Origin of the sequence: Porphyrobacter sp. SLTP, from assembly GCF_009905735.1 — a bacterium.
Lineage (GTDB): Bacteria > Pseudomonadota > Alphaproteobacteria > Sphingomonadales > Sphingomonadaceae > Erythrobacter.
The window spans coordinates 44541-71022 of sequence record NZ_JAAALE010000005.1 but is presented as its reverse complement, the minus strand read 5'-3'; the positions used below and the strand labels follow the sequence as shown (position 1 = coordinate 71022).

20 protein-coding genes and 1 tRNA gene are annotated in these 26482 nt (G+C 65.4%); 13 read left to right on the top strand and 8 right to left on the bottom strand.

What is annotated here, in order from left to right:
- Positions 1-80 precede the first annotated feature (80 nt).
- From GVM20_RS05695 to GVM20_RS05675, 5 genes are read left to right on the top strand one after another with little or no spacing between them, the layout of a single operon-like run.
- A complete protein-coding gene (locus GVM20_RS05695; RefSeq protein WP_166546329.1) occupies positions 81-1466 on the top strand; it encodes a TIGR03013 family XrtA/PEP-CTERM system glycosyltransferase in 1386 nt (461 codons plus the stop codon).
- The gene (gene prsK, locus GVM20_RS05690) at positions 1463-3583 is read left to right on the top strand and encodes an XrtA/PEP-CTERM system histidine kinase PrsK (RefSeq protein WP_166546328.1); all 2121 of its coding nucleotides are present in this window, start codon (positions 1463-1465) and stop codon (positions 3581-3583) included. Before GVM20_RS05695 ends, prsK begins: the two co-directional genes overlap by 4 nt.
- Positions 3583-4947 (top strand): PEP-CTERM-box response regulator transcription factor, encoded by a 1365-nt coding sequence (gene prsR / locus GVM20_RS05685; RefSeq protein WP_166546327.1) that lies wholly within the window; start codon positions 3583-3585, stop codon positions 4945-4947. The genes prsK and prsR overlap by 1 nt, the downstream gene beginning before the upstream one ends.
- Positions 4931-6415, top strand: a complete 1485-nt coding sequence (locus tag GVM20_RS05680; RefSeq protein WP_166546326.1) for a tetratricopeptide repeat protein — start codon at positions 4931-4933, stop codon at positions 6413-6415. The genes prsR and GVM20_RS05680 overlap by 17 nt, the downstream gene beginning before the upstream one ends.
- 51 nt (positions 6416-6466) lie before the next feature.
- Entirely contained in the window at positions 6467-7444 is a 978-nt protein-coding gene (locus GVM20_RS05675; protein WP_166546325.1) for a bile acid:sodium symporter family protein, read from the top strand.
- Here GVM20_RS05675 and panB read toward each other — a convergent pair.
- Positions 7441-8313: a 3-methyl-2-oxobutanoate hydroxymethyltransferase gene (panB, locus tag GVM20_RS05670; protein ID WP_166546324.1), complete on the bottom strand. Its 873-nt coding sequence runs from the start codon at positions 8311-8313 to the stop codon at positions 7441-7443. The two genes, GVM20_RS05675 and panB, sit on opposite strands and share 4 nt — an antisense overlap.
- Before the next feature lie 227 nt (positions 8314-8540).
- On the opposite strand from panB, the gene GVM20_RS05665 reads away from it, so the two are divergent.
- The 8 genes from GVM20_RS05665 (at position 8541) to GVM20_RS05630 (ending at position 19952) form a co-directional block, all read left to right on the top strand.
- The gene (locus GVM20_RS05665) at positions 8541-10082 is read left to right on the top strand and encodes an amino acid permease (protein WP_234031874.1); all 1542 of its coding nucleotides are present in this window, start codon (positions 8541-8543) and stop codon (positions 10080-10082) included.
- 96 nt (positions 10083-10178) lie between these two features.
- On the top strand, positions 10179-10961 hold the full coding sequence (locus GVM20_RS05660; protein ID WP_234031873.1) for a recA-like protein: 783 nt from the start codon (positions 10179-10181) through the stop codon (positions 10959-10961).
- Positions 10882-12483: a DUF6504 family protein gene (locus GVM20_RS05655; RefSeq protein WP_166546322.1), complete on the top strand. Its 1602-nt coding sequence runs from the start codon at positions 10882-10884 to the stop codon at positions 12481-12483. The genes GVM20_RS05660 and GVM20_RS05655 overlap by 80 nt, the downstream gene beginning before the upstream one ends.
- Positions 12484-12539: 56 nt before the next feature.
- Positions 12540-12872, top strand: coding sequence for a PilZ domain-containing protein (locus GVM20_RS05650; protein ID WP_166546321.1), 333 nt, complete (start codon positions 12540-12542; stop codon positions 12870-12872).
- Between the two features lie 79 nt (positions 12873-12951).
- Positions 12952-14190, top strand: coding sequence for a putative DNA modification/repair radical SAM protein (locus tag GVM20_RS05645; RefSeq protein ID WP_166546320.1), 1239 nt, complete (start codon positions 12952-12954; stop codon positions 14188-14190).
- A gap of 94 nt (positions 14191-14284) precedes the next feature.
- Positions 14285-15733 (top strand): UdgX family uracil-DNA binding protein, encoded by a 1449-nt coding sequence (locus GVM20_RS05640; protein ID WP_166546319.1) that lies wholly within the window; start codon positions 14285-14287, stop codon positions 15731-15733.
- Position 15734: 1 nt separating this feature from the next.
- Positions 15735-19223, top strand: coding sequence for an error-prone DNA polymerase (locus tag GVM20_RS05635; RefSeq protein ID WP_166546318.1), 3489 nt, complete (start codon positions 15735-15737; stop codon positions 19221-19223).
- Between the two features lie 9 nt (positions 19224-19232).
- Complete coding sequence (locus GVM20_RS05630) at positions 19233-19952, top strand: extensin-like domain-containing protein (RefSeq protein ID WP_166546317.1); 720 nt, start codon at positions 19233-19235, stop codon at positions 19950-19952.
- Here the strand turns inward: GVM20_RS05630 and phoB are convergent.
- The 7 genes from phoB to GVM20_RS05595 all read right to left on the bottom strand — a co-directional run bounded on the left by phoB (position 19949) and on the right by GVM20_RS05595 (position 26464).
- Positions 19949-20638, bottom strand: a complete 690-nt coding sequence (gene phoB / locus GVM20_RS05625; protein WP_166546316.1) for a phosphate regulon transcriptional regulator PhoB — start codon at positions 20636-20638, stop codon at positions 19949-19951. The genes GVM20_RS05630 and phoB overlap by 4 nt on opposite strands.
- A 134-nt stretch (positions 20639-20772) precedes the next feature.
- Positions 20773-21441 carry a phosphate signaling complex protein PhoU gene (gene phoU, locus GVM20_RS05620; protein WP_199799483.1) on the bottom strand — a complete coding sequence of 223 codons (669 nt, stop codon included), beginning with the start codon at positions 21439-21441 and terminating at the stop codon, positions 20773-20775.
- Positions 21441-22208: a phosphate ABC transporter ATP-binding protein PstB gene (gene pstB, locus GVM20_RS05615; RefSeq protein ID WP_160761591.1), complete on the bottom strand. Its 768-nt coding sequence runs from the start codon at positions 22206-22208 to the stop codon at positions 21441-21443. The genes phoU and pstB overlap by 1 nt, the downstream gene beginning before the upstream one ends.
- Positions 22209-22225: 17 nt before the next feature.
- Positions 22226-23512: a phosphate ABC transporter permease PstA gene (gene pstA, locus GVM20_RS05610; protein WP_166546315.1), complete on the bottom strand. Its 1287-nt coding sequence runs from the start codon at positions 23510-23512 to the stop codon at positions 22226-22228.
- The gene (pstC, locus tag GVM20_RS05605; protein ID WP_166546314.1) at positions 23509-24894 is read right to left on the bottom strand and encodes a phosphate ABC transporter permease subunit PstC; all 1386 of its coding nucleotides are present in this window, start codon (positions 24892-24894) and stop codon (positions 23509-23511) included. Before pstC ends, pstA begins: the two co-directional genes overlap by 4 nt.
- Positions 24895-25030: 136 nt before the next feature.
- Complete coding sequence (locus tag GVM20_RS05600) at positions 25031-26275, bottom strand: sensor histidine kinase (RefSeq protein WP_166546313.1); 1245 nt, start codon at positions 26273-26275, stop codon at positions 25031-25033.
- 114 nt (positions 26276-26389) lie between these two features.
- Positions 26390-26464 (bottom strand) — tRNA-Glu (locus GVM20_RS05595).
- Between the last annotated feature and the right edge of the window lie 18 nt (positions 26465-26482).

Below are 26482 nucleotides of genomic sequence, written 5' to 3'. Positions count from 1 at the left end.
CGCGAGCGGTGTAAAGTTTACCGACACTTAAGGTCTCGGGCCTAGAAGCGGCAGGGCATGCACCAGAGGCCGCCCCTGAAATGATCCGCCTGTTCAAGCATTATATCCCGCACGCCGTGCTGCTGCTCGGACTGCTCGATCTTGGCTTGCTGGTGCTGGCGAGCGAGATCGCCTGGCAATGGCGCGCGCATCAAATCGGGATGGACCTGGGCGATTTCAGCGGCCGCGGCCTTGCCTTGTTGGGCACGGCTTCGGTGATCTGGCTGGCGATGATTGCGGTCGGGGTTTACGGCCCCAATTCGCTGCGATCCCTCCGCTTTGCAGGCGCACGGGTGCTGGTGGCCATCAGCTTGGGCATCATTGCGCTGGCGGTGGTTGATTTCGTCCTGCCGAGCGACCTGTTCTGGCGTTCGACTCTACTCTACACCATGGGGCTTGCCATCGTGGTGCTGGTGGCGGACCGGCTGCTGCTTAACTCTTTCCTCGGTTCCTCGGCGTTTCGCCGCCGCGTGATGGTGCTGGGTGCTGGCAACCGGGCTCAGCGCCTGCGCGAACTGGGCGAAAAGCCCGAGACCGGCTTTGTCATCGTCTCCTACATAGCCATGAGCGATGATGCCCGGGTCGTTGAAGAAGCGATCCCGCGCTCGGCCATCCACGATCTTGGCCGGTTCGTCGAGAATCTCGGCGTGTCCGAAGTGGTGCTTGCACTGCAAGAGCGCCGCAACGCGCTGCCTTTGAAAGACCTGCTGCGGATCAAGACCAAGGGCGTCCACGTCAATGATTTCTCCAGCTTCATCGAGCGGGAGACGGGACGGGTCGACCTTGATACGATCAATCCCAGCTGGCTGATTTTCTCCGACGGCTTTTCCAGCAGCCGGATGTTCTCAAGCGCGGTCAAGCGCATCTTCGACATCACCGCGAGTGTGATCCTGCTGACACTTACGCTGCCGCTGATCGTTCTGTTCGCCTTGCTGGTGAAGCTCGACAGCAAGGGCCCGGCTTTCTTCCGTCAGACGCGGGTGGGGCTCTATGGCGAGCCTTTCACACTCATCAAGCTGCGCTCGATGCGGACCGATGCCGAAAAGGACGGGGCCAAGTGGGCCGAGGAAAACGATCCGCGCATTACCCGTCTCGGCCGGTTCATCCGCAAGGTCAGGATTGACGAACTCCCGCAGACATGGAGCGTCCTCAAGGGCGAGATGAGCTTCGTTGGCCCGCGTCCGGAAGTGCCGTCCTTCGTTGAAAGTCTCGAAGAGGAAATTCCCTTTTACGGCGAGCGGCACATGGTGAAGCCCGGCATTACCGGATGGGCGCAGATTAACTATCCCTACGGCGCGTCGGTCGAGGATAGCCGCTGCAAGCTCGAATATGATCTCTACTACGCCAAGAATTACACGCCCTTTCTCGATTTTGTGATCCTGCTGCAAACGCTGCGCGTGGTCCTGTGGCCGGAGGGTGCGCGATGATCTGGCTGGGCGGCATCGTGCCCTTGGCGGGCTTCCTTGCATGGGTCGTGGGCGCAGTGCTGAGCGCGGGCGCGATGCTATGGATTTGGCGCCACGGTGAGCGCGCGCGGCCTGACCGGACCACGCTGATGATCGCTGCCGGCGCAAGCAGCGTGTGGTGCGCGCTCTCAGCCGGACTGGGCACCGAGCATGATGCTGCCATCATCGCAGCCATGGCGCGCAATCTCGCGTTGATCGCCACGATCTTCTGCCTGTTTGGCGCCGATGGCCGTGCGGCCAGCCTCAAGCCAGTTCGCCCGGTCATCATCGCGCTTGTGCTGGTGCAATTGCTTCAGCCCGTGTTGCTGCTGGTCGGGTTCAGGTTCACAGGGGTGCCTGAGGTAAGCCAGGCGGTGTTCGAGGCGCGGGCCTTGACCGATATGCTGGTCGCCATCGGCGCGCTGATGCTGCTGCACAACCTCTATGCCGGCGCGGCAAGCGCCTTGCGCCCGGTTCTGCGCTGGACCGGCATCGCACTTGCGGGGATATTCGCCTACGATCTCAACCTTCAGACCGTGGCCTACCTCGGTGGATCAACGGCCGGAGCGCTCGGCGATGCGCGCGGGCTGTTCGCCGGGATCATGGCGGCGCTGTTTGCGCTCGGGATGAATGCCGCCGGTCCGCGGGCGCAATTCAGCCCGTCACGCGCGGTCACGTTCCGCACGCTCTCGCTATTGCTGATCGGCGGCTATCTGGTCGGGATGGTGCTGGTGACCAAGTCGCTGGCGCTGCTGGGGGGCGATATGGCCCGTGCCAGTCAGGCGGCCTTCGTGGTGATCGCAATTATGGGAGCGGTGTTGGCGCTGCCGTCGGCGCGTCTGCGCGGATGGCTGCGTGTGACTGCGACCAAGCACCTGTTCCAGCACCGCTATGATTACCGCGAGGAATGGCTGCGCTTCACCCGCACCATCGGGCGCAGCGGCGCAGGCAATGCCAGCCTCGAAGAACGCGCGGTCAAGGCGCTCGCCGACATCACCGAAAGCCCCGCCGGCCTGCTGCTGATGCCCAACGAGGAAGCGCAGTTGGAACTCACCGCGCGCTGGAACTGGCCGACCATCGCAATCCCGGCTGTGGCGGGCGACTATGCGTTGTCGGGACTGCTCGAACGGCACAACTTCATCCTTGCCATCGACGAGGCGCGCGGCGGGATCGACCATCATGGCGAAGCGGCGCAAGTGCCGGACTGGTTGATTGAGGCAGAGGACGCCTGGGCGCTGGTGCCGCTGCTCCACTTTGACCGGTTGGTCGGCGTCATTGTCCTCGCGCGGCCGCGCAATCCTCGCCAGCTCGATTGGGAGGATTTCGATCTGCTGCGTGTCGCCGGGCAGCAGTTGGCCAGCTATCTTTCTGAACAGGCCGGGCAGCAGGCACTGATGGATGCGAGCCGGTTTGACGAATTCAACCGCCGCATGGCCTTTGTGATGCACGACATCAAAAACCTGGTCAGCCAGCTTTCCCTGCTGGCGGCCAATGCCGAAAAGCACGCAGACAATCCCGCCTTTCGCGCGGATATGCTGGTGACCTTGCGCAATTCGGCGGACAAGCTTTCCGCGCTGCTCGCAAGGCTTGGGCGTTATGGCTCCGGGCAGGTCAACGCGCTCGGTGCGATCGAACTCGTCGATTTGGCGCGCGGCATTGCCGAGCGGTTCAAGGGGGTTCACCCCGTCGCGCTGACCCGCGAACAGCCCGTCCGCGTGATGGGCAACCGCGAAGCGCTCGAACAGGCGCTCATCCACCTTGTGCAGAACGCGATTGATGCGAGCGAGCCGGACATGCCGGTGTTCCTCGACGTCACCAGTGAAGGCTTGCACGGCGCGATCGACGTGGTCGATTCCGGCAAGGGCATGAGCCCGGCCTTTGTGCGGAGCGGGCTGTTCAAACCGTTCGTCTCGTCCAAGTCGGGCGGGTTCGGCATTGGCGCCTTCGAAGCGCGCGAACTCGTCAAGGCGATGGGCGGGCGGATTGCGGTGGAGAGCCGTGAAGGGCTCGGCACGCGCTTCTCCCTGGTGTTGCCGCTGGCCGATGCGGTGCAGTTGCTGGGCGCGCAAGACGCCGACATCGAACAAGGGGTCGCATAATGCCAGACAAGAAACCCGTGTTGCTGGTGATCGAGGACGATCCTGGCCTGCAGGCCCAGCTCAAATGGGCCTATGATGATTTTGAAGTCGTGATCGCAGGCGACCGCGATAGCGCGCTGGCTGCGTTGCGGTCGGAAACGCCGGGGGTCGTGACTCTCGATCTCGGCCTGCCGCCCGATCCCGATGGCACAACCGAAGGCTTTGCCGTGCTTGATGCGATCATGGCACTGAAGCCCGACACCAAGGTGATTGTCGCCAGCGGCCACGGTGCCCGCGAAAGCGCTTTGGCGGCCATCGCGCGCGGGGCTTACGATTTCTACCAGAAGCCGATCGATATCGACGCGCTTGGCCTGATCGTGCGGCGCGCGTTCAATCTGCGCGCTATCGAGGAGGAAAACCGCCGCCTTGTCGCCACCAGCAGTGCCGACAAGACCGTGCTCGGTCGCCTGATCACGGGCGCGCCGGAGATGGTCAAGGTTGCCCGCACGATCGAACGCGTGGCAAAGACCAGTGTTTCGGTGATGCTGCTGGGTGCGAGTGGGACCGGTAAGGAGCTGCTCGCCAAGGGGCTCCATGACACCAGTGACCGCGCGAACGGGCCCTTCATTGCGATCAACTGCGCTGCGATTCCGGAAAACCTGCTCGAAAGCGAACTCTTCGGCCACGAGAAGGGCGCGTTCACCGGCGCGGTCAAGACGACCGAGGGCAAGATCGAAAGCGCCAATGGCGGCACCCTGTTCCTTGATGAGGTGGGTGACATTCCGCTGCCGCTTCAGGTCAAGCTGCTGCGCTTCCTGCAAGAACGCACCATCGAACGCGTCGGCGGACGCAAGGCGATTGCGGTCAACACGCGGATCGTGTGCGCCACGCACCAGGATCTCGAAGGCATGATTGCCGCAGGCAGCTTCCGCGAGGATCTGTTCTACCGCCTCGCCGAGATCGTGATCCGCATCCCCAGTCTGGCCGAGCGGCACGGCGATCCGGTGCTGCTCGCCAAGGTGTTCTTGAAGCGCTTTGCGGCCGAGATGAACCCTTCGGTCACCGGCTTTGCCGCAGATGCGCTGGCGGCGATCGATGCGCATGAATGGCCGGGCAATGTCCGCGAGCTCGAAAACCGGGTTAAGCGCGCGGTGATCATGGCGGATGGCAAGCTGGTAAACGCTGATGACCTCGATCTGGGCGCTGGCGAGGACGAGGACGCCGATGTCCTAAACCTCAAGGCAGCGCGTGAGGCGGCAGACCGCCGGGTCATCCGCCATGCGCTGTCACGCAGCGAGGGCAATATCTCCAGCACTGCCAAGCTGCTCGGGATCAGTCGCCCGACGCTGTATGATCTGCTCAAGCAATATGACCTTCAGGCGTGACACAGCCGCCGGGCTGACCGCGCTGGTCTTGGCACTGGCGGGCTGCTCGGAGGAAAACGAGGCGGGAGTGTCCGCTGGTGACGAGGCGCGGAAACCCGCGGTAGTGCAGCTGCTGGGCGATGCTGACCGGGCGATGGCGGCAGGCCAATTGGCGGATGCCGGGCGGAAACTGGATGAGGCACGTGGGCTCGCTCCGGACGATCCGGCGCTGTGGGTCGCCATTGCGCGGCTGCGCTTTCGCGGCGGGGAGCATCTGACCGCAATCGAAGCCGCCGACCGCGCGCTGGAACTCGGCCCCGATTATCCGCCCGCGCTATTGATGCGCGCGGTGATGGTGCGCGACGCGCATGGCTTTGCTGCTTCCATTCCTTGGTTCAAGGCGACGCTGGCGGCTGATCCCTACTACCGCGACGGATGGGCCGAATATGCCGCAACCCTTGGCGATGCCGGGGAGGCCGGGGCCATGCTTGCAGCGGTGCGCAAGCTCGCCGAGGTCGCGCCCGGCGATGAACGGGTGCTCTATCTGCAAGCGGTGCTGGCGGCACGTGGTGGAGAATACGCGCTCGCTCGCAGCCTGCTGGCGCGCAGTGGCATGGCGGCGCGCGGCGTGCCTGCGGCGTTGCAGCTGGATGCGGTGATCAGCCTTGCAGAAGGCAATGCCGATAGCGCGGCGGTGATCCTCGAAGGGCTCGTCGCGCGCCAGCCCTCCCATGCCAAACTGCGCGAACTGCTGGCCAAGGCGATGCTCGAATCAGGGCGCGGGGACGAATTGATCGCCCGCTTCGGGCCGGAAGCGGGGCTGCGGGAGGCATCGCCCTACCTCGTGATGTTGGTCGCGCGGGCCTATGAACAGCGCGGTGACCGGGTGAGCGCGGCCCCCTTGCTGGCGCGAGCGATGCGGGGCGCAAGCACGGCGCCGATGGTGCTTGCGGTGCGTGAAGGCCTGCCAGCACCGACGGCAACAGCGCGGCAGGCAGGCTTGGTAGGCGATTGGGGCACCGCACGGGCGAGCACGCAGGCACTTGGCAAGCGCTTTCCGGCGTCGGCGGATGTTGCAGCGCTGAGCGGCGATGTTCTGCTCGGGGCCGGCGATCCGAAAGCCGCGCTTTCAGTCTATGCTGTGGCTACTCAAGTGAAACGTCCCTGGCCACTCACGCGCAAGGCGGTGCTGGCCTATGCAAGCTCGGGGGACGAGGCGTCGGCCGACACATTGCTGGTACGCCATGTGGCGGGTGAGCCCGACAATGCGAGCGCACTGATAGCTCTGGCCGACCGCTATGGCCAGCGCGGCGATTGGACGCAGGCGGCGCGGCTGCTCGATCACGCCATCGCGCTGGGGGCAGGGCATGATCCGGCGCTGCTCCGCCTGCGATTGCGCGCGGCGCGGGCGCTGAACCAGCCGGATGAGGCACGCCGCTTTGCCGCATGGCTTGCAGAGGTCCATCCGCGCCATCTCGTGCAGCGCTAACCGCGCTGCCGCTCGACAAGCGCGCGCGGGCAGGGCAGGGGGCTCGCGCCTATGTCCAAGCCTGCTGCATCCCGCTTCCCGTTCCTGTCCGATCCGATGATCGCCGTGCTGGTGATCGCAACCGGACTCGCCCTGCTTGTGCCCGCCGCAGGGGAAGCGCGGGCGGCTGCAACGATGGTGTCGAATGCGGGTATCTTTCTGTTGTTCCTCGTCAACGGGATGCGCATCCGCCGCTCCGAGATCGCGCGGGGCATGGCCAATTGGCGCTATTTCGGGCCACTCCTGCTGTTCGTGTTCGGGGCGATGGCGCTGGGCGGGATGGGCTTTGCGAGCCTTGCCGGGCAGGTCTTGCCGCCGATGGTGGCGCTGGGCTTCATCTATCTCGGCTGCCTGCCGTCCACCGTGCAATCAGCTACAAGCTACACGAGCCTGGCCGAGGGCAACGTCGGTCTGGCGGTGGTCGGCGCGGCGCTGATCAACATCGCCGGGGTGTTTGTGAGCGCGCCGCTGTTTGCGCTGCTGGGCGGTGGCGGCGCGGGCGACATTGGGAGCGAGGCGGTCATCCGGATCGGAGTGATCCTGGTGCTGCCTTTCGTCATCGGGCAGGTGGTGCAGGACCGGGTTATCGACCGCATCGCCGCCCACCGCGCCCGGATCGCATGGCTTGACCGGGCGGTGATCGGGATTGCGGTCTATGTCGCCTTCTCCGGCGCGGTCGAGCAAGGGCTGGCCACCATGTTCGCGCCCGCCGATTGGGCAGTCATGATCGCGCTGGTGCTGGCGATGCTGGCCTTGGCGCTGGCAGGGGCCTGGGGCAGTGCGAGCCTGCTCGGCCTGCCGCGGCCTGACCGGATCGCATTCCTGTTCGCCGGATCGCAAAAGAGCGTGGCCATCGGCGCGCCGCTTGCCGCGATCCTGTTTCCGGCATCAGCCGCCGGTTTCGTGATCGCGCCGCTGCTGCTCTATCACCTTGCACAGCTGGTGCTGGCTGCGCCGCTGGCGCTGCGCCTTGCCAAGGACGCGGGCTAGGCCTTGGGCTGGTAGGTCTGGTCTTCGGTCGGGAAGGCGCGGCTGCGCACTTCCTCGGCATAGCGGGCGACGGTGCGGTCGATCACGCCTGCGATATCCTCATACCGCTTCACAAAGCGCGGCACCCGCTCGAACATGCCGAGCATGTCTTCGGTGACGAGCACCTGCCCATCGCATTGCGCCGAGGCACCGATGCCGATGGTGGGGCAGGTGACGGCCTGCGTGGCGGCAATCGCGATGGGCTCAACCACGCCTTCGATCACGATCGCGAAGGCGCCTGCTTCATCCAGCGCCTTGGCGTCAGAGACGATCTTCTCCGCCTCGGCATCCGACCGCCCGCGCGCGCCATAGCCGCCAAGCACGTTGACCGCCTGCGGGGTGAGGCCGACGTGGCCCATCACCGGAATGCCGCGCTGGCTCAGGAAGGCGACCGTCGGCGCCATCGCCGCCCCGCCTTCCAGCTTCACCGCCGCAGCGCCGGTCTGCTTCAGCAGGAACGCCGCGCTTTCGAACGCCTGCTCCGGCGACGCCTCATAGGAACCGAACGGCATGTCGACGACCACGACCGAATGATACGACCCGCGTACAACTGCCGCGCCATGATTGGCCATCATCTCTAGCGTCACGGGAACGGTCGAGGGCAGGCCATAGATCACCTGACCGAGCGAATCCCCTACCAGCAGAATATCGCAATGCGCATCGAGCAACTGGGCCTGACGCGCGGTATAGGCCGTCAGCATCACCAGCGGAGTGGCGGTGACACCGTCCTTCTTGCGGGCACGAAGGGCGGGCACGGTCAGCCGCTTCATCACCTGCGGGGTGGGGTTGGCGCGGCTTGTGCTGGTGTCGAGCTGGAAGGTCGTGGACATGGCAGGCGGTGTAGCGCTTGCGCGCACCGGGGGAAACCCGCTCTTTCGGCTTGTGTTGCGAGCCTGTTGCGCTAGCGTTACGGCCATTCGATCGCGCGGGGGATCTGCTTGCGATCAGTGGGAGACCTATTCCAGATGTTTCTTGACCGGATTAAGCCGTGCGCCGTGCAGGCGCGCAGGGGGGATTTGTAATGGCGAGTGCACCCAGAGGAACCGTTTTTCAGCGGATGTTCGCGCGCAAGTCGATTGCGCAAGTCCAGCGTGAAACCCAGACCAGTGAGCTGAAACGCACGCTGGGCAAGTGGAACCTTCTGCTCTTGGGCGTCGGTTGCATCATCGGGGCGGGCATTTTTGTCCGCACCGGCAGTGCAGCGGCGCTCCATGCGGGGCCGGCCGTGATGCTGTCCTTCGTGGTGGCGGGCATTGTCTGCGCCTTTGCCGGGTTGTGCTACGCCGAGCTCAGCTCGACGTTGCCGGTCTCCGGCTCGGCCTACACCTATAGCTACACCACGCTGGGCGAGTTCGTCGCCTGGATCATGGGGGCGCTGCTGCTGCTGGAATATGGCTTGGCAGCGTCGGTGGTCGCAGTGGGCTGGGGCGGCTATGTGGTCAGCCTGCTTGCTGACTTCGGCCTTGTGATACCGCCGCAATTTACCGGACCTGCGGGCATGACGCTGATGCAGGATGGCGTGCCGGTGATTGTCGATGGCCAGACGGTCACGACGATCTTCAATCTGCCAGCCTTCCTGATCTGTATTGCCCTGTCAGCCCTGCTGATGCTGGGCGTGTCGGAATCCGCCAAGGTCAACAACATCATCGTCGGCATCAAGGTCAGCGTGCTGGTGGCGTTCATCGCGGTTGGCGGGCTGATTGTGCTGTCCAACCTCGGCGAGCTGATGGCGGCCAACTGGGTGCCGTTCATTCCCGAATATGACCCTGCGGCCAATAATGGCGAAGGGGCCTTCGGGGTCGACGGGATCATGCGCGCCGCCTCGATCGTGTTCTTCGCCTATATCGGGTTCGAGGCCGTCTCGACCGCCGGACAGGAAGCCAAGGACCCGGCCAAGGATATGCCGTTCGGCATTCTGGGTTCGCTGATTGTCTGCACGGTGATCTACATGCTGGTGGCCGCGATCATGACGTTGCTGGTGCCCTATGGCACGCTCAACGTTCCCGATCCGGTGGCTGTGGTGGTCGACAATTTCGGCCCCACCTGGGGCTGGCTGGCCAAGATCATCAAGGTCGGTGCGATTATCGGTCTGACCTCGGTGGTGCTGGTGCTGATGTATGCGCAGACGCGCATCTTCTACACCATGGCGCGTGACGGCCTGTTGCCCAAGGTGTTCAGCAAGGTGCACCCGAAGTATCAGACCCCCTATGTCAACACCGCGCTGGTCGGCATCATCACGGCTGTGGCTGCGGGCTTCTTCGACATCAACGTGCTCGGTGACATGACCTCGGTCGGCACGCTGGCGGCCTTCGCCATCGTCTGTCTGTCGGTGATCTACCTGCGCCGCAACGCGCCGGAACTGCCGCGCGGGTTCAAGGTGCCGTTCTATCCGGTCACTCCGGTGCTCGGCATCCTTTCCTGCGCCTACCTGATCTACACCGTGCCGCCGAGCGTGCTGATCTTCTTCGCCTGGTTCATGGCCGGGATGATCGCGCTGTATTTCGTCTACGGCCTTTCGCATTCGAACCTTCAGCACGGCGAATGGCAGGACCCCGCGCCCGACATGGGCGAGTTTCCCGGGCCGGTGGTTGACGACTAGGTTGCGTTGAGACGCATTTCGAGGGCGCGGGGAGCACACAGCTTCCCGCGCCCTTTTCATTGCAAGCGGAGGAATGTTGGAACATAAAGCGAACATATGAGTCGTTCGCTTATGCCCTTTACGCCCTCCAAGCCGTCACCCGCGCGGATTCTGGCCCGTGCTGCGCCCGAAGCGCGGTGGCGGCCGGGGCTGGATGCGCAGCCGTTCCACTCCGAAATCTTCGCGTCCGCCAGTGAGGCGAGCGGGGCGGGGCTGGCGCTGGCTTTGGCGCGTGACGCCTTGACGTCAGACGCTGCGGATGGCGCGGTCGAGGATACGCGCCAGGTGCTGTGGGTGCAGGATCGCGCGGCGATCCGCTTGGGTGGGCGGCCCTGTCTTGCTGGCCTGCCGCCTGATCTGCGCCGCCGCCTGATCCATGTCGCCGCCGCCACGCCCGAGGATGCGCTGTTCGCGCTGGAGGAGGGGCTGAAGTGCCGCGATCTCGCCTGCGTGATCGGGGAGATCGCGGGCAATCCGCGCGCGCTCAGCTTCACCGCCTCGCGCCGGTTGAGCCTTACGGCGGAACGGCACGGGGTGCGCTTGTGGCTGGTGCGGCTTGATGCCGAGCGCGACCTTTCCTCGGCCCGGATGCGCTGGCAGGCCCGCGCCGCGCCGTCCCCGCCGCCGCGCTGGAACCCTGCCGCCCCCGGCACTGCCAGCTGGCATGCCGAACTGTTCCGCGCGCGCGCCCATGCGCCGGGCGAATGGATGCTTTGCGATGACACTGGAACCCTGCGCCTCCGCTCCGATCCTGACACCGATGTCGCCGCCGCGCCGGATCCTGTCCATCTGGCTCGCCCGACTGTCGGTCGATCGCTGGCGGCGCGCGCACGCGCCTGAGGCGCAGGCCGCTGCCGATGCCGCGCCCACCGCCCTGATCCTCGAAACCGCGCACGGCCCGCGCATCACCGCTGCCAATGACGCGGGACTCGCGGCGGGTGCGCGGGCGGGGATGTTGCTGGCGGATGCGCGCGCGCTCTGCCCTGATCTGGCCGCTGTTCCGGCTGACCCCGCAGGCGATCTCGCGGCGCTGGAGAAACTCGCCCTGTGGGCGCAGCGCTGGGGGCCGTGGAGCGCGCTCGATCCGCCTGATGGCCTGCTGGTCGATGTTACCGGAGCCGCCCATCTGTTCGGTGGCGAGGAGGCGCTGCTCGCCGATGTCATGCGATCCTTCGCCGCGCGCGGACTGACAGCGCGCGCCGCGCTCGCGCCGACGGCGGGGGCGGCTTGGGCGCTGTCGCATTACGGACGGCCGCGTGCGATCCTTCCTCCCCTCGCAGGGGAGGATCATATGCTGCGCCAACTCGGTGATCTGCCCGTCGCTGCGCTCAGGCTCGATGACGACGTGCTCACCGTATTGCGCCGTCTCGGGATCAAGCGGCTCGGCGAACTTGCTGGCGTGAGCGGCGCGGGCGACGATCCGGGGCAGGAGGCCGCCGCGCGCGATGCCCTGCGCCGGCGGTTCCGCAATCACCGCTCCCCCGCTGCCAATCCGCTGCTCCGGCTCGATCAATTGCTGGGCCGCGTGCCTGAACCGCTGCTGCCGGTGATCGAGCGACCCATGCCGCTGGTGCAGCGCCGGTTGATGGAGCCGCTGCGCCACCGCAACCTGCTCGACCGGGTGGTGGAGGACCTCGCCGCTGACATGGTGCGCGCACTCGAAGCGCGGGAGGAGGGCGCGCGGCGGCTTGAACTGGCGCTGTGGCGGGTGGATGGCGAAGTGTTATCGCGCCGCATCGAACTCGCCGCCGCCACGCGCGAGGCCAGCCATATCACCCGGCTGTTCGCCGCGCGGCTCGATGATGTCGAGGCCGGGTTCGGGATCGAAGCGGTGCAGCTGCGCGCCAGCTGGAGCGAACCGCTCAGCCTCAGTCAGGCCGATCTCGATGCGGCCGCCGAAGACCACGGCACTGCGCTGGCGGCTTGCATTGACCGGCTGACTGTCCGGCTCGGCCCCAAGGCGGTTACCCGCCCGGTCGCTCGCGCCAGCCACATCCCCGAACGCGCGCAAGGCTGGCAGCCGCCGCTCGCTCCGGTGCCGCCTTCGCAAGGTGCGCTGGCCTTCCATACCCGCCCGCTGAAGCTGCTCGACCGGGCCGAGCCGATCGCGGTGCTCTATGCCTCGCCCGATGGCGTGCCGCAGCGGTTTCGCTGGCGCGGGAATGTGCGCGAGGTCTGCCGCGTTGAGGGGCCGGAGCGGATCGCGCCCGAATGGTGGCGCGAACGCTCGACCGCGCGGCTGCGCGACTATTACCGGATCGAGGACGAGGCGGGGCGGCGGTACTGGATCTACCGGCAGGGAACCCTTGGTGACGGGCGGGGCGGGGTGCCCGACTGGTTCCTGCAAGGGCTCTATGCCTAACCCCTCTTTACCGGCTTGCTTAGCTTTCTTTTACGGATTTGTGCGAGGCTCGTCCCATGAACCTCCATTCGATCCCCCGCGCATCCGAACGCCGGCCGATGAGCCTCATGGTGAAAAGCCGGGTGCGCTCGCGTGTGGTGTTTGTCGATCTGATCGATATTTCCGAAGGCGGCTGCAAAATTCGCGCAAAGGCCGGGTTTGCCGAAGTCGGCGATAGGGTGACGATGAAGGTCAATGGCATCAACGCCCCGCTCGGCACGATCGCCTGGATCGAAGGGCAGGTCGCCGGTGTTGCTTTCGAAGGGACGATCCACCCCGCGGTGATCGACTATCTGTGCGATCAGCAGGACGACCGCGACACCGGCCCAAGGCTGCGCCGCATCGTCTGACAGGCGCTTGCAACCTTTGCATTTGGCGATGGAGCGGTAGGAACATATAAGGAACGTCTGAAAGGTGTTCCCCGTTCCGATGGCTCAGCAGACCCTCCGCCAGAAACTCGAAATCCTCGCCGATGCGGCGAAGTATGATGCGTCCTGCGCGTCATCCGGCACAGCGAAGAAAAACTCGCTGGGTGGCAAGGGCGTCGGCTCGACCGAGGGGATGGGCATCTGCCACGCCTATGCGCCGGACGGGCGGTGCATCTCGCTGCTCAAGATCCTGCTGACCAACCACTGCATCTTCGATTGCCACTACTGCATCAACCGCAAGAGCTCGAACGTGCCCCGCGCGCGCTTCACCCCGCAGGAGGTGGTGGACCTCACGCTCAATTTCTATCGCCGCAATTATATCGAAGGGCTGTTCCTGTCCTCCGGCATCGTGCGGAGCGCCAATCACACGATGGAGCAGCTGGTCGAAGTCGCCCGCATCCTGCGTGAGGAGCATGATTTTCGCGGCTATATTCACTTGAAGACCATTCCTGAGGCGGACGCAGAGGTGATCCATCAGGCGGGGCTCTATGCCGACCGGGTGTCGATCAATGTCGAACTGCCGACGCGGGCAGGGCTGACGCGGCTCGCGCCAGACAAGGACGAGAGCCAGATCGAAGGCGCGATGGGCCGCACCAAGGCGCGGATCATCGAGGCCAAGGACGACCGCAAGCGCTTCCGCCATGCGCCCCGCTTTGCCCCGGCGGGCCAATCGACGCAGATGATCGTCGGCGCGGACGGGGCCAATGACACCGCGATCATCGGCAAGGCGAGCCGGCTCTATGGCAGTTTTGGCCTGCGCCGCGTCTATTACAGTGCCTTCTCGCCAATCCCCGATGCGAGTGCCGTGCTGCCGCTGAAGCGCCCGCCCTTGCTGCGCGAACACCGCCTGTATCAGTCCGATTGGCTGATGCGGTTCTACGGCTTTGCGCCGGGAGAAGTGGCCGATGCGACCGAGGCGGATGGCAACCTGCCGCTCGATATCGACCCGAAGCTGGCCTGGGCGCTGAAGTTTCGCGCCAGCTTCCCGGTCGATGTGAACCGCGCCGCGAAAGAACAATTGCTGCGGGTGCCGGGGCTGGGGACGACGGCGGTCGCGCGGATCATCGCGGCGCGGCGGCACCGGACGTTGCGGTTGGATGATGTGGCGCGGCTGACCGCGTCGATCGCCAAGGTCCGGCCCTTCATCTGCGCGCTCGACTGGCGCCCGACCCTGCTGACCGACCGCGCCGACCTGCGCCGCCTGCTCGCACCGAAGTCGGAACAGCTGGAGTTGTTCTGATGGGGGTGTGGTTTTTCATCCGTTCGCCCCGATCGAAGTCGAGAGGCCTTCGCGCGGAGTGTCTCGACTTCGCTCGGCACGAACGGAGGCGATGATGACCGCGATGCAGAACGTCTCCCTCGGCGCGCATTACGCGGTTCACTTGCCCGCGCCCGACGATTTCGCCTTCTGGCGTGAGCGGGCGCGGGGGTTGATTCAGTGCGATGTGCCGCCTGACCGTGTCTCGTGGATCGAGCCGGGCGGGACAGGGGATCTGTTCGCCACCGAGGGCCCGTCCCGCGGCGACAAGCGCCTGCCGCCGCCGCCCGCCGATCCGCGCCCCGTGCGGGCCAGCCAGCGGTTTCTGACGGTCGCCCGCAGCGCCGCGCTGCACTCCGATCCGGCGCGGTTCGGGCTGCTCTATTGCTTGTTGTGGCGGCTTCAGCGCAATCCCCGCATCATGGAAGACAAGGCTGACCCGGAAGTCCGGCGGGTCGAGGAACTCGCCAAATCGGTGCGGCGCGATGCACACAAGATGCACGCCTTCGTCCGCTTCCGCGAGGTGACAGAAGAGGACGGCACCCCGCATTTCGTCGCCTGGTTCGAGCCCGATCACCACATCGTCCGCGCCGAAGCCACCTTCTTCATGCGCCGCTTCGCCAATATGCGCTGGTCGATCCTGACCCCGCGCGGCAGCGTGCATTGGGACGGTGAGACCATGCGCGAAGGCCCGCCCGCGCGCCGTGAGGATGCGCCGGGCGGCGATCCGGTCGAGGTGCTGTGGCGCTCCTACTATGCCTCGATCTTCAATCCGGCGCGGTTGAAGGTCGGCGCGATGCTGTCCGAAATGCCCAAGAAATACTGGAAAAACCTGCCCGAGGCCGATCTCATCCCGCAGCTGATCGCAGGCGCTCAGGCGCGTGAGGCGGCGATGGTCAGGGCTGGCGAGCGCGAGGAACGGGTGCGTCCGGCAACGCTCGCCGAGGTCGCCAAGGGGGCGGCGAATTGCCGCGATTGCCCGATTGCCGATTGCGGCACCCGCGCGGTGACGGGCGAGGGGGCGCAAGGCGCGCGCCTGATGATCGTCGGCGAACAGCCCGGCGATCAGGAAGACATCGCCGGCCGCGTGTTCGTCGGCCCGGCGGGGCAGTTGCTCGATCAGCACCTCACCCGCGCGGGGATCGACCGCCGCGCGGCTTACGTCACCAATGCGGTCAAGCACTTCAAGTTCACGTGGAAGGGCAAGCACCGGTTGCACCAGTCGCCGGGGGCGAAGGAGATTGATACCTGCCGCTGGTGGCTCGAAGCCGAGCGCGCGATCGTCCAGCCCCGGATCGTGCTGGCGCTGGGTGCGAGCGCGGCGCGCGGGATGCTGGGCCGCACGGTCAGCGTGTCCAAGGCGCGCGGCGCTCCGATCATGCTCGATGACGGGGCTGAGCTGTGGGTGACGGTGCACCCCTCCTACCTGCTCAGGCTGGACGGGGAGGCGCAGGCGCAGCAGGCGGCGCTGTTCGCGGCTGACCTTGACGCGGTGCGGGAGCGGCTCGCGGAGTTGGCGGGCTGAGATGCCCGAAGGCCCGCTCACCCCCGACAAGCGTACCTTGCAGGTCGATCCCGACGGGATTGCTGCCCCGGCGCGCGCGGCGTTCGTGGAACTGGGGGTGGCGAGCTGCTTCAGCTTTTTGCGCGGGGCGTCCGACGCGGTCGATCTGGTGCTTGCCGCCCACGCCCACGGCTATGACGCGCTGGGGATTGCCGATGTGAACTCGATGGCCGGCGTGGTGCGACTGCATACTGAGGCCAAGACGCTCAAGCTGCGCCCGTTGATCGGCTGCCGGATCGAGACGTTCGAAGGGCTGGCCTTCCTCGCCTACCCCGAGGACCGCGCCGCCTATGGCCGGTTGTGCCGGTTGATCAGTGCGGGACGGATGCAGACGCTTTCGGGCGAGTGGCAGGACAAGGGGGTGTGCGATATCGACCTCGGCCTGCTGGCGGAGCACAGCGAAGGCGTGCAGTTGATCCTGCTGCCGCCTGATGATCTTGAGGCAGTGTTCACGATCCGGGTGCCCAGCAACGTCATCCCTTTTCGTCGTCCCGGACTTGATCCGGGATCGCTTGCCGAGAGCGATCCCGGCCTGCGCCGGGATGACGAGAGGGAGCTGCCTTTCCCCGACCTCCTCCCCCACCTCGTCCGTCAGCTCCCCACCCTCGGCCGCCTCGCCGCCAGCTACCTCTACCGCGGCGATGATATCGCGCGGATCGAGCGGCTCGACAGCCTCGCGCGGGCCAATGGTCTCGGCCTCCTCGCCACCAACGACGTCCATTACCACGCCCCCGAACGCCGCGCGTTGCAGGATGTGATGACCGCGATCCGGCACAAGACCACTGTCGCGGCGGCCGGCCATCTGCTTCACCCCAATGCCGAGCGGCATCTCAAGTCCCCGGCGCAGATGCAGCGACTCTTTGCCCGCTGGCCCCACGCGATCCGCGCCGCGCGCGAGGTGGCTGACCGCTGCCAGTTCAGCCTCGATGAATTGCGCTACGAATACCCCGAGGAAATCTATCCCGACGGCCAGACCCCGCAGGCCTTCCTCGAAACCGAGGTCTGGGCCGGGGCAGGGCGGCGCTACCCTGAGGAAGTGCCCGAAACCGTCCGCGCCACGCTGGAACGCGAGTTGGCGCTGATCGGCAAGCTCGATCTGGCGCGCTACTTCCTCACCATCAAGGACATCGTCGATTTCGCGCGTGGCCAGGAACCGCCGATCCTGTGCCAGGGGCGGGGCAGCGCGGCCAACTCCGCCGTCTGCTACGTGCTCGGCATCACCTCGGTCGATCCGGCCAAGCACCAGCTGCTGTTCGACCGCTTCATCTCGGAAGAGCGCAAGGAGCCGCCCGACATCGACGTCGACTTCGAGCACGAGCGGCGCGAGGAGGTGATCCAGTACATCTACAAGAAATATGGCCGCCACCGCGCCGGCCTGTGCGCGACCGTGATCCACTATCGCCCGCGCATGGCGATCCGAGAAGTGGGCAAGGCCATGGGGCTGTCAGAAGATGTCACCAGCGCGCTCGCGCGCACCGTATGGGGCGGGTGGGGGCGCGAGATTTCCGAGAAGCACGCCGCCGAAACCGGCCTCGACATCACCGACCCGCACTTGAGGCGGGTGCTCAAACTCACCGAGCAGATGATCGGCATGCCCCGCCATCTGGGCCAGCACGTTGGCGGGTTCATCCTCACCGAAAGCGCGCTGACCGAGACCGTGCCGATCGGCAATGGTGCGATGCCCGAGCGCTCTTTCATCGAGTGGGACAAGGACGATATCGACGCGCTGGGCATCCTCAAGGTCGATGTGCTGGCGCTGGGGATGCTGACCTGCATCCGCAAATGCCTCGATCTGCTGGAGGCGCATCATGGCCGCGCGCTGACACTGGCGAGCGTGCCGCGTGAAGACCCCGAGACCTATGCGATGCTGCGCAAGGGCGATTCGCTCGGCGTGTTTCAGGTGGAAAGCCGCGCGCAGATGAACATGCTGCCGCGCCTGCGCCCGAGGGAGTTCTACGATCTCGTCATTCAGGTCGCGATCGTGCGCCCCGGGCCGATCCAGGGCGACATGGTGCACCCCTACTTGAAACGCCGCCGGGGTGCCGAGCCGGTGCAGATTCCCGCGCCGTCGCCCGAACACGGCCCGCCGGACGAGCTCACCAGCATCCTCGGGCGCACATTGGGCGTGCCGATCTTTCAGGAACAGGCGATGAAGATCGCTCTGGATGCGGCGAAGTTCTCCAGCCTTGAAGCCAACCGCTTGCGTAAGGCGATGGCCACCTTCCGCAGCCGCGGGATGGTGGACGAGCTTCAGGACATGATGGTCGAACGCATGGTCGCGCGCGGATATGACCGCGACTTCGCGCAGCGCTGCTTCAACCAGATCCGGAGCTTTGGCGAATATGGCTTTCCCGAAAGCCACGCGGCGAGCTTTGCGCAGCTGGTGTACGTTTCGAGCTGGCTCAAGTGCCATTACCCGGCGGCTTTCGCCTGCGGGCTGCTGAATTCGCAGCCGATGGGCTTCTACGCCCCGGCGCAAATCGTGCGCGATGCGGCCGAGCATGGGGTGCGGGTGCTACCGGTGGATGTGAACCACTCAGGCTGGGATTGCACGCTGGAAGGCTCTGGCGAGCCGTTCGCCCTCCGCCTTGGCCTGCGCCAGATCGACGGGCTGCCCGAACACGTCGCGGCGACCCTGCTGGCGGAGCGTGAGGAGCGCGGGCCGTTCCGCGACATTGCCGATCTGCGCGCCCGTGCCGGTCTCTCGCCTGCGCATATCGAGCGGCTCGCCAGCGCTGACGCTTTCACTTCGCTTGGCATCTCGCGCCGCCAGGCCTTGTGGGATGCGAGGAGCCTGATCGCCGCGCCCGATCTGCCCTTGTTCCGCGCGGCGGGGGTGCGTGAGGAGGGGGGCGAGCGTGCCGCGATCCGCCTGCCCGCCATGCCTTTGTCGGAGGAGGTGGTCGCCGATTACCAGACCACCCGCCTCAGCCTGAAGGCGCACCCGATGGCCTTCCTGCGCGCCGATCTCGCCGCGCGGGGGTTTGTGCGCGCGTCAGACCTTCGGATGCGCAAGTTCCGCAGCATGGTGCAGGTCGCGGGCGTGGTGCTGATTCGCCAGCGGCCGGGCAGCGCCAAAGGCGTTACCTTCATCACGCTCGAAGACGAGACGGGCGTCATCAACCTCGTCGTCTGGCCCGATCTCAAGGAGAAGAACCGCAAGGTCGTGATGGGCGCGCGGCTGATGGAGGTGCGAGGGCGCGTGGAATATGATGACGAGGTGATCCATGTGATTGCCCAGGCCATGACCGATGCGACACAGCGGCTGCATGCGCTGTCCGATGATCTGCTCGACGCCCCGCTTGCCCGTGCGGACGAGGTCAACCGCCCGATGCCCGAGCGCGGCCCGCCGGTTCCCCGCGATTTACCGGGCGAGTTCGCGCCCGTTCCCAACGTGACCGGTCATCCGCGCGACCACCGGATTTTGCCAAAGTCGCGCGATTTCCATTAGAGACAGGCCATGCCCCGATCCCGAACAAACAAACACTTGGTCGCCGCGCGCCGGGCGCTGATTGCGCTGGTGCTGCTGGTGGCGGCGATTGCCGGATGGCAGTGGCTCCAGTCGCACCCGCAGCATAGTCCATGGGCGCCGCTCGATCTGCGCGACCCGCCGGGCTGGGCGACCCGTACGAAGCTGATCGCCCTGCGCAGCGATGTGGCCGAGTGCCGCGCGGTGCTTGAGCGCAGCGAGATAGCTTTCACCGCTTTGCCGGCAACGGGCGAGGGGGCCTGCGCGCGGCCCGATCGCACCCAGCTCGGCGATTATCCGTTCGCGCCTGATACGCCTGCGGTGACGTGCCCGGTGGCCGCCGCGCTGGATTTGTGGCGGCGCGACAGTGTGGCGCCCGCTGCGCGCAACATCCTCGGCAGCGATCTGGCGCGGATCGAGCATCTCGGCGCCTACTCATGCCGCCGGATGTATGGCGGCGCCGATGGGCCGTGGAGCGAACACGCCACTGCCAACGCGATCGATATCGCCGCCTTCGTGCTGGAAGACGGACGGCGTATCAGCGTGCTGGGCGACTGGGACGACCAAGGGGACAAAGCCGCCTTCCTGCGCGCTGTGCGAGACGGCGCGTGCGGCAGCTTTGCGACCGTGCTTTCACCCGATTACAACGCAGCCCACGCCGACCACTTCCACCTCGATCAGGATGATCGCTGGGCTGGTGTGTGCCGTTAGCTCGCTTCGAGCGCGTAACCCGCTGACCGCACGGTGCGGATCGGGTCTTTCGCCCCATCGACCCCGATCGCCTTGCGCAGGCGGCGGATGTGGACGTCGACCGTGCGCAGCTCGATATCCGATCCCGTGCCCCATACCCCGTCAAGTAGCTGGCCACGGCTGAACACCCGGCCCGGGCTTTCCATGAAGAACTTGAGCAAGCGGTATTCGGTCGGCCCGAGCTGGAGCGCACGGCCACGGCGCTGCACCTTGTGCGCCACCGGATCGAGCCGCAGATCGCCCACTTCGATGGTCTCGCCTGCCAGCGCCGGGCGTATGCGGCGCATCACAGCGGCGACGCGGGCGAGTAGCTCACGCGGGGAGAAGGGCTTTGTCAGGTAATCATCGGCTCCGGTCTCCAGCCCGCGCACCCTGTCATCCTCAGCCTCACGCGCGGTGAGCATGATAATGGGCACGTGCGCGGTGCCCTTGTCGCGGCGCAACCGGCGGCAGACCTCGATTCCGCTGGTGCCTTCGATCATCCAGTCGAGAATGATCAGATCGGGCACTTCCTCAGCGGCCAGCACCAGCGCTTCGTCGCCATCGCCGGTGCAGCGCACGGCATAGCCTTCGTTCTGGAAACGATATTCGAGCAGTTCGGACAGGGCCGGATCATCTTCGACCAGCAAAAGTTTGGCAGCGGACATGCGCAAGATGCCTCCTCAAGCCCGCGCAGGCGGGCGACGCCATGCGCTATGTGTCACTTGAGCGACAGTTTGATGAAACTGTACATGGCAAATTTTCAACAGGCGCATGACATTGCACCTGCCGCAGCCACGTCTCAGCGATCACCTTCAGGCGGATAGGCCCCGGTTGCCGCAAAGTGCACCATCTCGGCGACGTTCGTCGCATGATCGCCGATCCGTTCGATGTTGCGGGCGACGAACAGCAATTGCGCCGCGCTCGAAATGGTCGAAGGATTCTCGACCATGTAGCTGACAAGATTGCGGAAAATGCTGTTGTAGAAGCCATCGACCTTGGCGTCGGTCGCGATCACTTCGCGCGCCAGATCAGGGTCACGCGCGGCATAGGCGGTCAGCACATCATGCACCATTTCGCCCGCAAGCTCGCCCATGGTAGGGAGCAGGGTGAGCGGTTCGAACCGGGCACGACCTTCGATCATGCCGGTGCGCTTGGCGATGTTCTTGGAATAGTCGCCGATCCGTTCGAGCACGCCGCCGATCTTCAATGCGGCGATCACTTCGCGCAGGTCGTCCGCCATCGGCGCGCGCAGGGCGATGATCCGCACGGCAAGTTTGTCGACTTCGATTTCGAGCGCATCGATCCGCTTGTCACGCGCCACCACCTGTTCGGCCAGCGCCTCATCCCCGCGCACCAGCGCATCGAGCGATTCGGCGATAGCGACTTCGGCCAGGCCGCCCATTTCGGCGATCAGGCCGCGCAGCCGGGTGATATCCTCGTCGAATGCCTTGACGGTATGTTCAGCCATCAGCCGTAACGTCCTGTAATATAATCCTTGGTGCGTTCTTCGATCGGATTGGTGAAGATTTCCGAGGTCGGGCCATATTCCACCATCTTGCCGAGGTGGAAGAACGCGGTGCGCTGACTGACGCGGGCGGCTTGCTGCATCGAGTGGGTGACGATCACGATGGCGTAGCGCCCGGAAAGTTCATCGATCAGTTCCTCGATCTTGGCGGTCGCGATCGGATCGAGCGCGCTGGCCGGTTCGTCCATCAGGATGACCTCGGGGTCTACCGCGATGGCGCGGGCAATGCAAAGTCGCTGCTGCTGACCACCGGAAAGCGCCGTGCCCGAATCCTCAAGCCGGTCCTTGACCTCGTCCCACAGGCCCGCGCGGGTCAGCGAGCGTTCGACGACGATATCCAGATCGGCCTTCTTCTCCGCCAGCCCGTGAATCTTGGGGCCATAGGCGATATTTTCATAGATCGACTTGGGGAAGGGGTTGGGCTTCTGGAACACCATGCCGACGCGGGCGCGCAGTTGCACCACGTCCATCCGGCTACCGTGAATGTCCTCGCCGTCCAGCTCGATCAGGCCGGTCACCTTGGCCGTGCCGATCGTGTCGTTCATGCGGTTGAAGCACCGCAGGAAGGTCGACTTCCCGCAGCCCGACGGGCCGATGAAGGCGGTGACGTAATTGGGCGAGATGTCGATCGACACTTCGTCGATCGCCTTCTTGTCGCCGTAGAAGACGCAGACGTCCCGCGCGCGGATCTTCGCGCTTTCGTCGGCCATATTGGGATGGATTACAGTCACCAGCGTTTCTCGAACTTGTTGCGGAGGTAAATGGCGAGGCCGTTCATCGTGAGCAGGAACACCAGGAGCACGATGATAGCCGCGCTGGTGCGTTCCACAAAGCCGCGGTCGATTTCATCGGACCACAGGAAGATCTGCATCGGCAGAACCGTGGCAGGCGACGAGAAGCCTTCGGGCGGGGTGGCAACGAAGATGCGCATCCCGATCAAGAGCAGCGGCGCGGTTTCGCCCAGCGCGCGGGCCATGCCGATGATGGTCCCGGTCAGCATCCCTGGCAGCGCGAGCGGCAGCACGTGGTGGAACACCACCTGCACCGGCGAGGCCCCGATGGCGAGCGCGCCGTCACGGATAGACGGCGGCACCGCCTTGATCGCATTGCGCCCGGAAATCACGATCACCGGCATCGTCATCAGCGCGAGCGTCATCCCGCCGATGAGCGGCGCGGATCTGAGGTTCGGGAACAGGGCGAGAAACACCGCCAGTCCCAGCAGACCGAAGATGATCGAAGGCACGGCCGCCAGGTTGCTGATCGACACCTCGATGATGTCGGTCCAGCGGTTCTTGGGCGCGTATTCCTCCAGATAGAGCGCCGAGAGCACCCCGATCGGGAAGGCCAGCACCAGCGTCACCAGCATGGTCAGCATCGAGCCCTTGAGCGCCCCCCAGATGCCGACCGCCTGCGGGCTAGTCGCGTCCGAGCGGCTGAGGAAGCCCATATCCCAGTTGCGCGACAGCTTGCCTTCCTTGTCGAGCCGCTGGGCCAGCGCCTGCATTTCGGGCGGGCCCTCGCCCTGAAGTCCGGCCGCCAGCGCCGAGGAAGTCGGCAGGTTGAAGCTCTGGCTGCGGGTGATGAGATCGGGATCCTCGGACAGCGCGGTTGCGACATCGCGCCATGCCTCGGACGAGATTTCAGCGGCCGCATCCTTGCCCAATTGCTCTTCGGCAAAGAAGGTCACGATATCGGGCAGGCCCTGCATTTCGAGCGTCTGCATCGCACTAGGCGCAGTCAGCGAGATGGCATCGCCGGTCACGCCGCTGGTGGGAAAATCGATGGTGACTTCCACTTCGGCGCGCTGGAACCCTGCGACGCCATTGATCAGCATATTGCCGAGCAGGAACACCAGCACCGCAACCGAGAACACCACAGCGCCAAGGCCGACCCGGCGGAAATTGCGCTCGGCCCGGTAGCGCTTGGCAAGGCGCTGCTCGAACTCTGGCGTGCGAGTTGGGCGCATTGTTTGCGCCTCTGCGACATCGTCGTGGGGAAGGGCGGAACTGCTCATTCGTAGGCCTCGCGGAAACGCTTGACGACGCGCAGGGCGATGAAGTTGAGCGCCAGCGTCACCATGAACAGCACGAAGCCGAGCGCATAGGCGCTGAGTGTCGCGGGGTGATCGGTGCTCTGTTCGCCCGTCAACAGCTTGACGATCTGCACCGTCACAGTGGACATCGGTTCAAGCGGGTTGGCGGTGAGATTGGCGGCGGGCGAAGCGGCCATCACCACGATCATGGTCTCGCCAATCGCGCGGCTGACGGCCAGCATGATCCCGGCGACGATGCCCGGCAGCGCGGCGGGGAACAGCACCTTGCGGATCGTTTCGGACTTGGTCGCGCCCATCGCGAGGCTCCCGTCACGCATCGCGCCGGGGACAGCCGCCATGGAATCGTCCGCCATCGAGGAGACGAAGGGAATGATCATCACCCCCATCACGATCCCGGCGGCGAGCGCGCTCTCGGTCGAAGCGCTGGTGATGCCGATGGCCACGGCTGCATCCCGGATCATCGGGGCCAGCGTCAGCGCGGCGAAATAGCCGTAAACCACCGTCGGCACGCCCGCGAGCAATTCCAGCAGCGGCTTGATCCAGGTACGCACCTTGGGATCGGCATATTGGGTGAGGTAGATCGCGCTCATCAGGCCCAGCGGGATCGCCACGATCATGGCAATGATCGCGCCGATGAAGATCGTCCCCCAGAACAGCGGGATTGCGCCATAGCGCGACGGATCGACCGCGTCGGGGCTGCCCATCGTATCCGGCCCCCACTTGGTGCCGAACAGGAAATCAATCGGTGAGACCATGCCGAAGAAGCGCACAGTCTCGAACACGAGGCTCACGAAAATGCCGAGCGTCGTGAGGATCGCGACCAGCGAGGCCAGCAGCAGGATCATCATCACCGTCCGCTCAACCCGCGTGCGCGCCCCGAATTGCGGGCGCAGCCGCAGGAAGGCGAGCGCGCCGCCTGCCACCGCGATCAGCATGGTCACCAGAATGCCGATGGTGTTGTAATAGGAAAAGGCATCGCGGAACGGGACAATCAGCGGTTCCGCTTCGTCATTGAACACGCCGGGTGCCTGTCCCAATGCCACAGCGCGCGCTTCGCCAAGGAAGGCGTCACGCTCAAAACCGAAAATGGGAAGGCTCTCGGCAGCGGGCGAGGCCAGCACGGTTTGCAGCACCAGCTGCGGCGCGATGACCGACCAGGCCACCACAAACACCAGCACCGGGATCACCACCCACAGAGCGACGTACCAGGCATGATAGATCGGGCGCGAAGCCGGGCGCAGCGCCGGGTCGCTCGACGCAAAGCTCCATGCCTTCGCCCGGCCAGCCAACCAGCCCAGCAGGCCCAGGCCCAAAGCAATCAGGATCAGCGTGATCGGCGACATGTAAGAGACCTGTGTTCCCTGCAGGAGATGCGCTTTGGCGTTCAGGCCTCCGAATCTCGGAATCGAGATCGGCGGGCGGTCCAGCCCCTATGCCATGACGGGCGCATGTTGAAGAAATAAGACACTACTATGACAGTTATTGCGTTTCCGTCTGAGGCTCGGTGGTTTCTTCGGTTTCAGTCGGGGCAATAACGGAAGGCGGATCGGGCTCAGCGAGCGGGATTCTGACAACCACGCGCGTGCCTTTTCCAAGCTCGCTGGTGATGTCGAGCCGCCCGCGATGACGCTCAACGATGTGCTTGACGATGGCGAGCCCGAGCCCCGTTCCGCCCGATGCGCGGCTACGGCCCGGATCGGTGCGATAGAAGCGGCGGGTGAGATGGGGGATCTGTTCTGGCGCGATGCCTTCGCCCTGATCCGCCACGGCAATCCGCGCCAGATCACCTTGCGCCAGGTCAAGCACGACGTTGACGGGCGTATCCGGTGCGCCATATTTCAGCGCATTATCAACGAGGTTGCGCACCACCTGTTCAACCTGTTGGAGGTCGCCCAGCACCACCGGTTCGGCTGTAATGTCGAGCATCAGGCGATCCAGCCGAGCAGGCCCCGCCGCATCGCGCGCGGCGCGTTCGACCAGCGAGGCAAGGTCGATGCGTTCGGTCGGCAGGTCGTGCTTTTCGGCTTCGACCCGCGACAGGCTCATCAGGTCACTGACCAAGGCGTGCAACCGCTGGGCCTCGCGCTCGATGATCCCGAGGAACTTGCGCGCGGTCGGCGTGTCGAGCCCCTCGTCACCTTCCTGCAAGGTTTCGACATAGCCGAGAATTGCCGCGAGCGGCGTGCGCAACTCATGGCTCGCATTGGCAACAAAATCGGTGTGGGCGCGACTAATGTCGGCCTCGGCGGTCTGATTGATGAATTCGAGCATCGCCAGCCGGTCGTCGAGCCGCTGGCGGTTGATCTGCCAGATATCGCCGCGCCGCACGAGCCCACGCACAATGGCTTCGCCCTGGCGATTCTCGTTGAGGAGCGAAATCGCTTCGGGCTGGCGCAGCGCCACGCGGGCATCCTGCCCGATCACATGCGGCCCCAGCATCTTGCGCGCCGCCCGGTTGGCAATCGCGATGGTGCTGCGTTCGGTGATGACCAGCGGGGTGGAGGAATTCTCGATTAGGTCGCGGATCGAATCGAGCGACAGGCGCTGTTTCACCTTGGCCTGCGGCGGTTCAGGCGGGCGACCCGCGGCGACGAGCAGAGATCCGACCCACACCGTCAGCACCGCAATCGCGATGACCACTTCAGTCCCAAGCAGCAACAGCGCCACGAAGGTCACCGCCGCAAGGCTGATGCCGGCGATGGGAATGTTCTGGCCGTTGCCCATGGCTCTGGCTCTTACAGCCAAGCACTGGGTGTGGGAAGGGTGGCCGCTGGGAAGGGGGCAGGAAAAAGGGCGGCAAGACCGAAGTCTGCCGCCCTGTTTTGTCGCATCCGAAGATGGTGACCCCTACGGGAATCGAACCCGTGTTTCAGCCGTGAAAGGGCCGCGTCCTAACCGCTAGACGAAGGGGCCGTCGCGATTGCGAGAGCG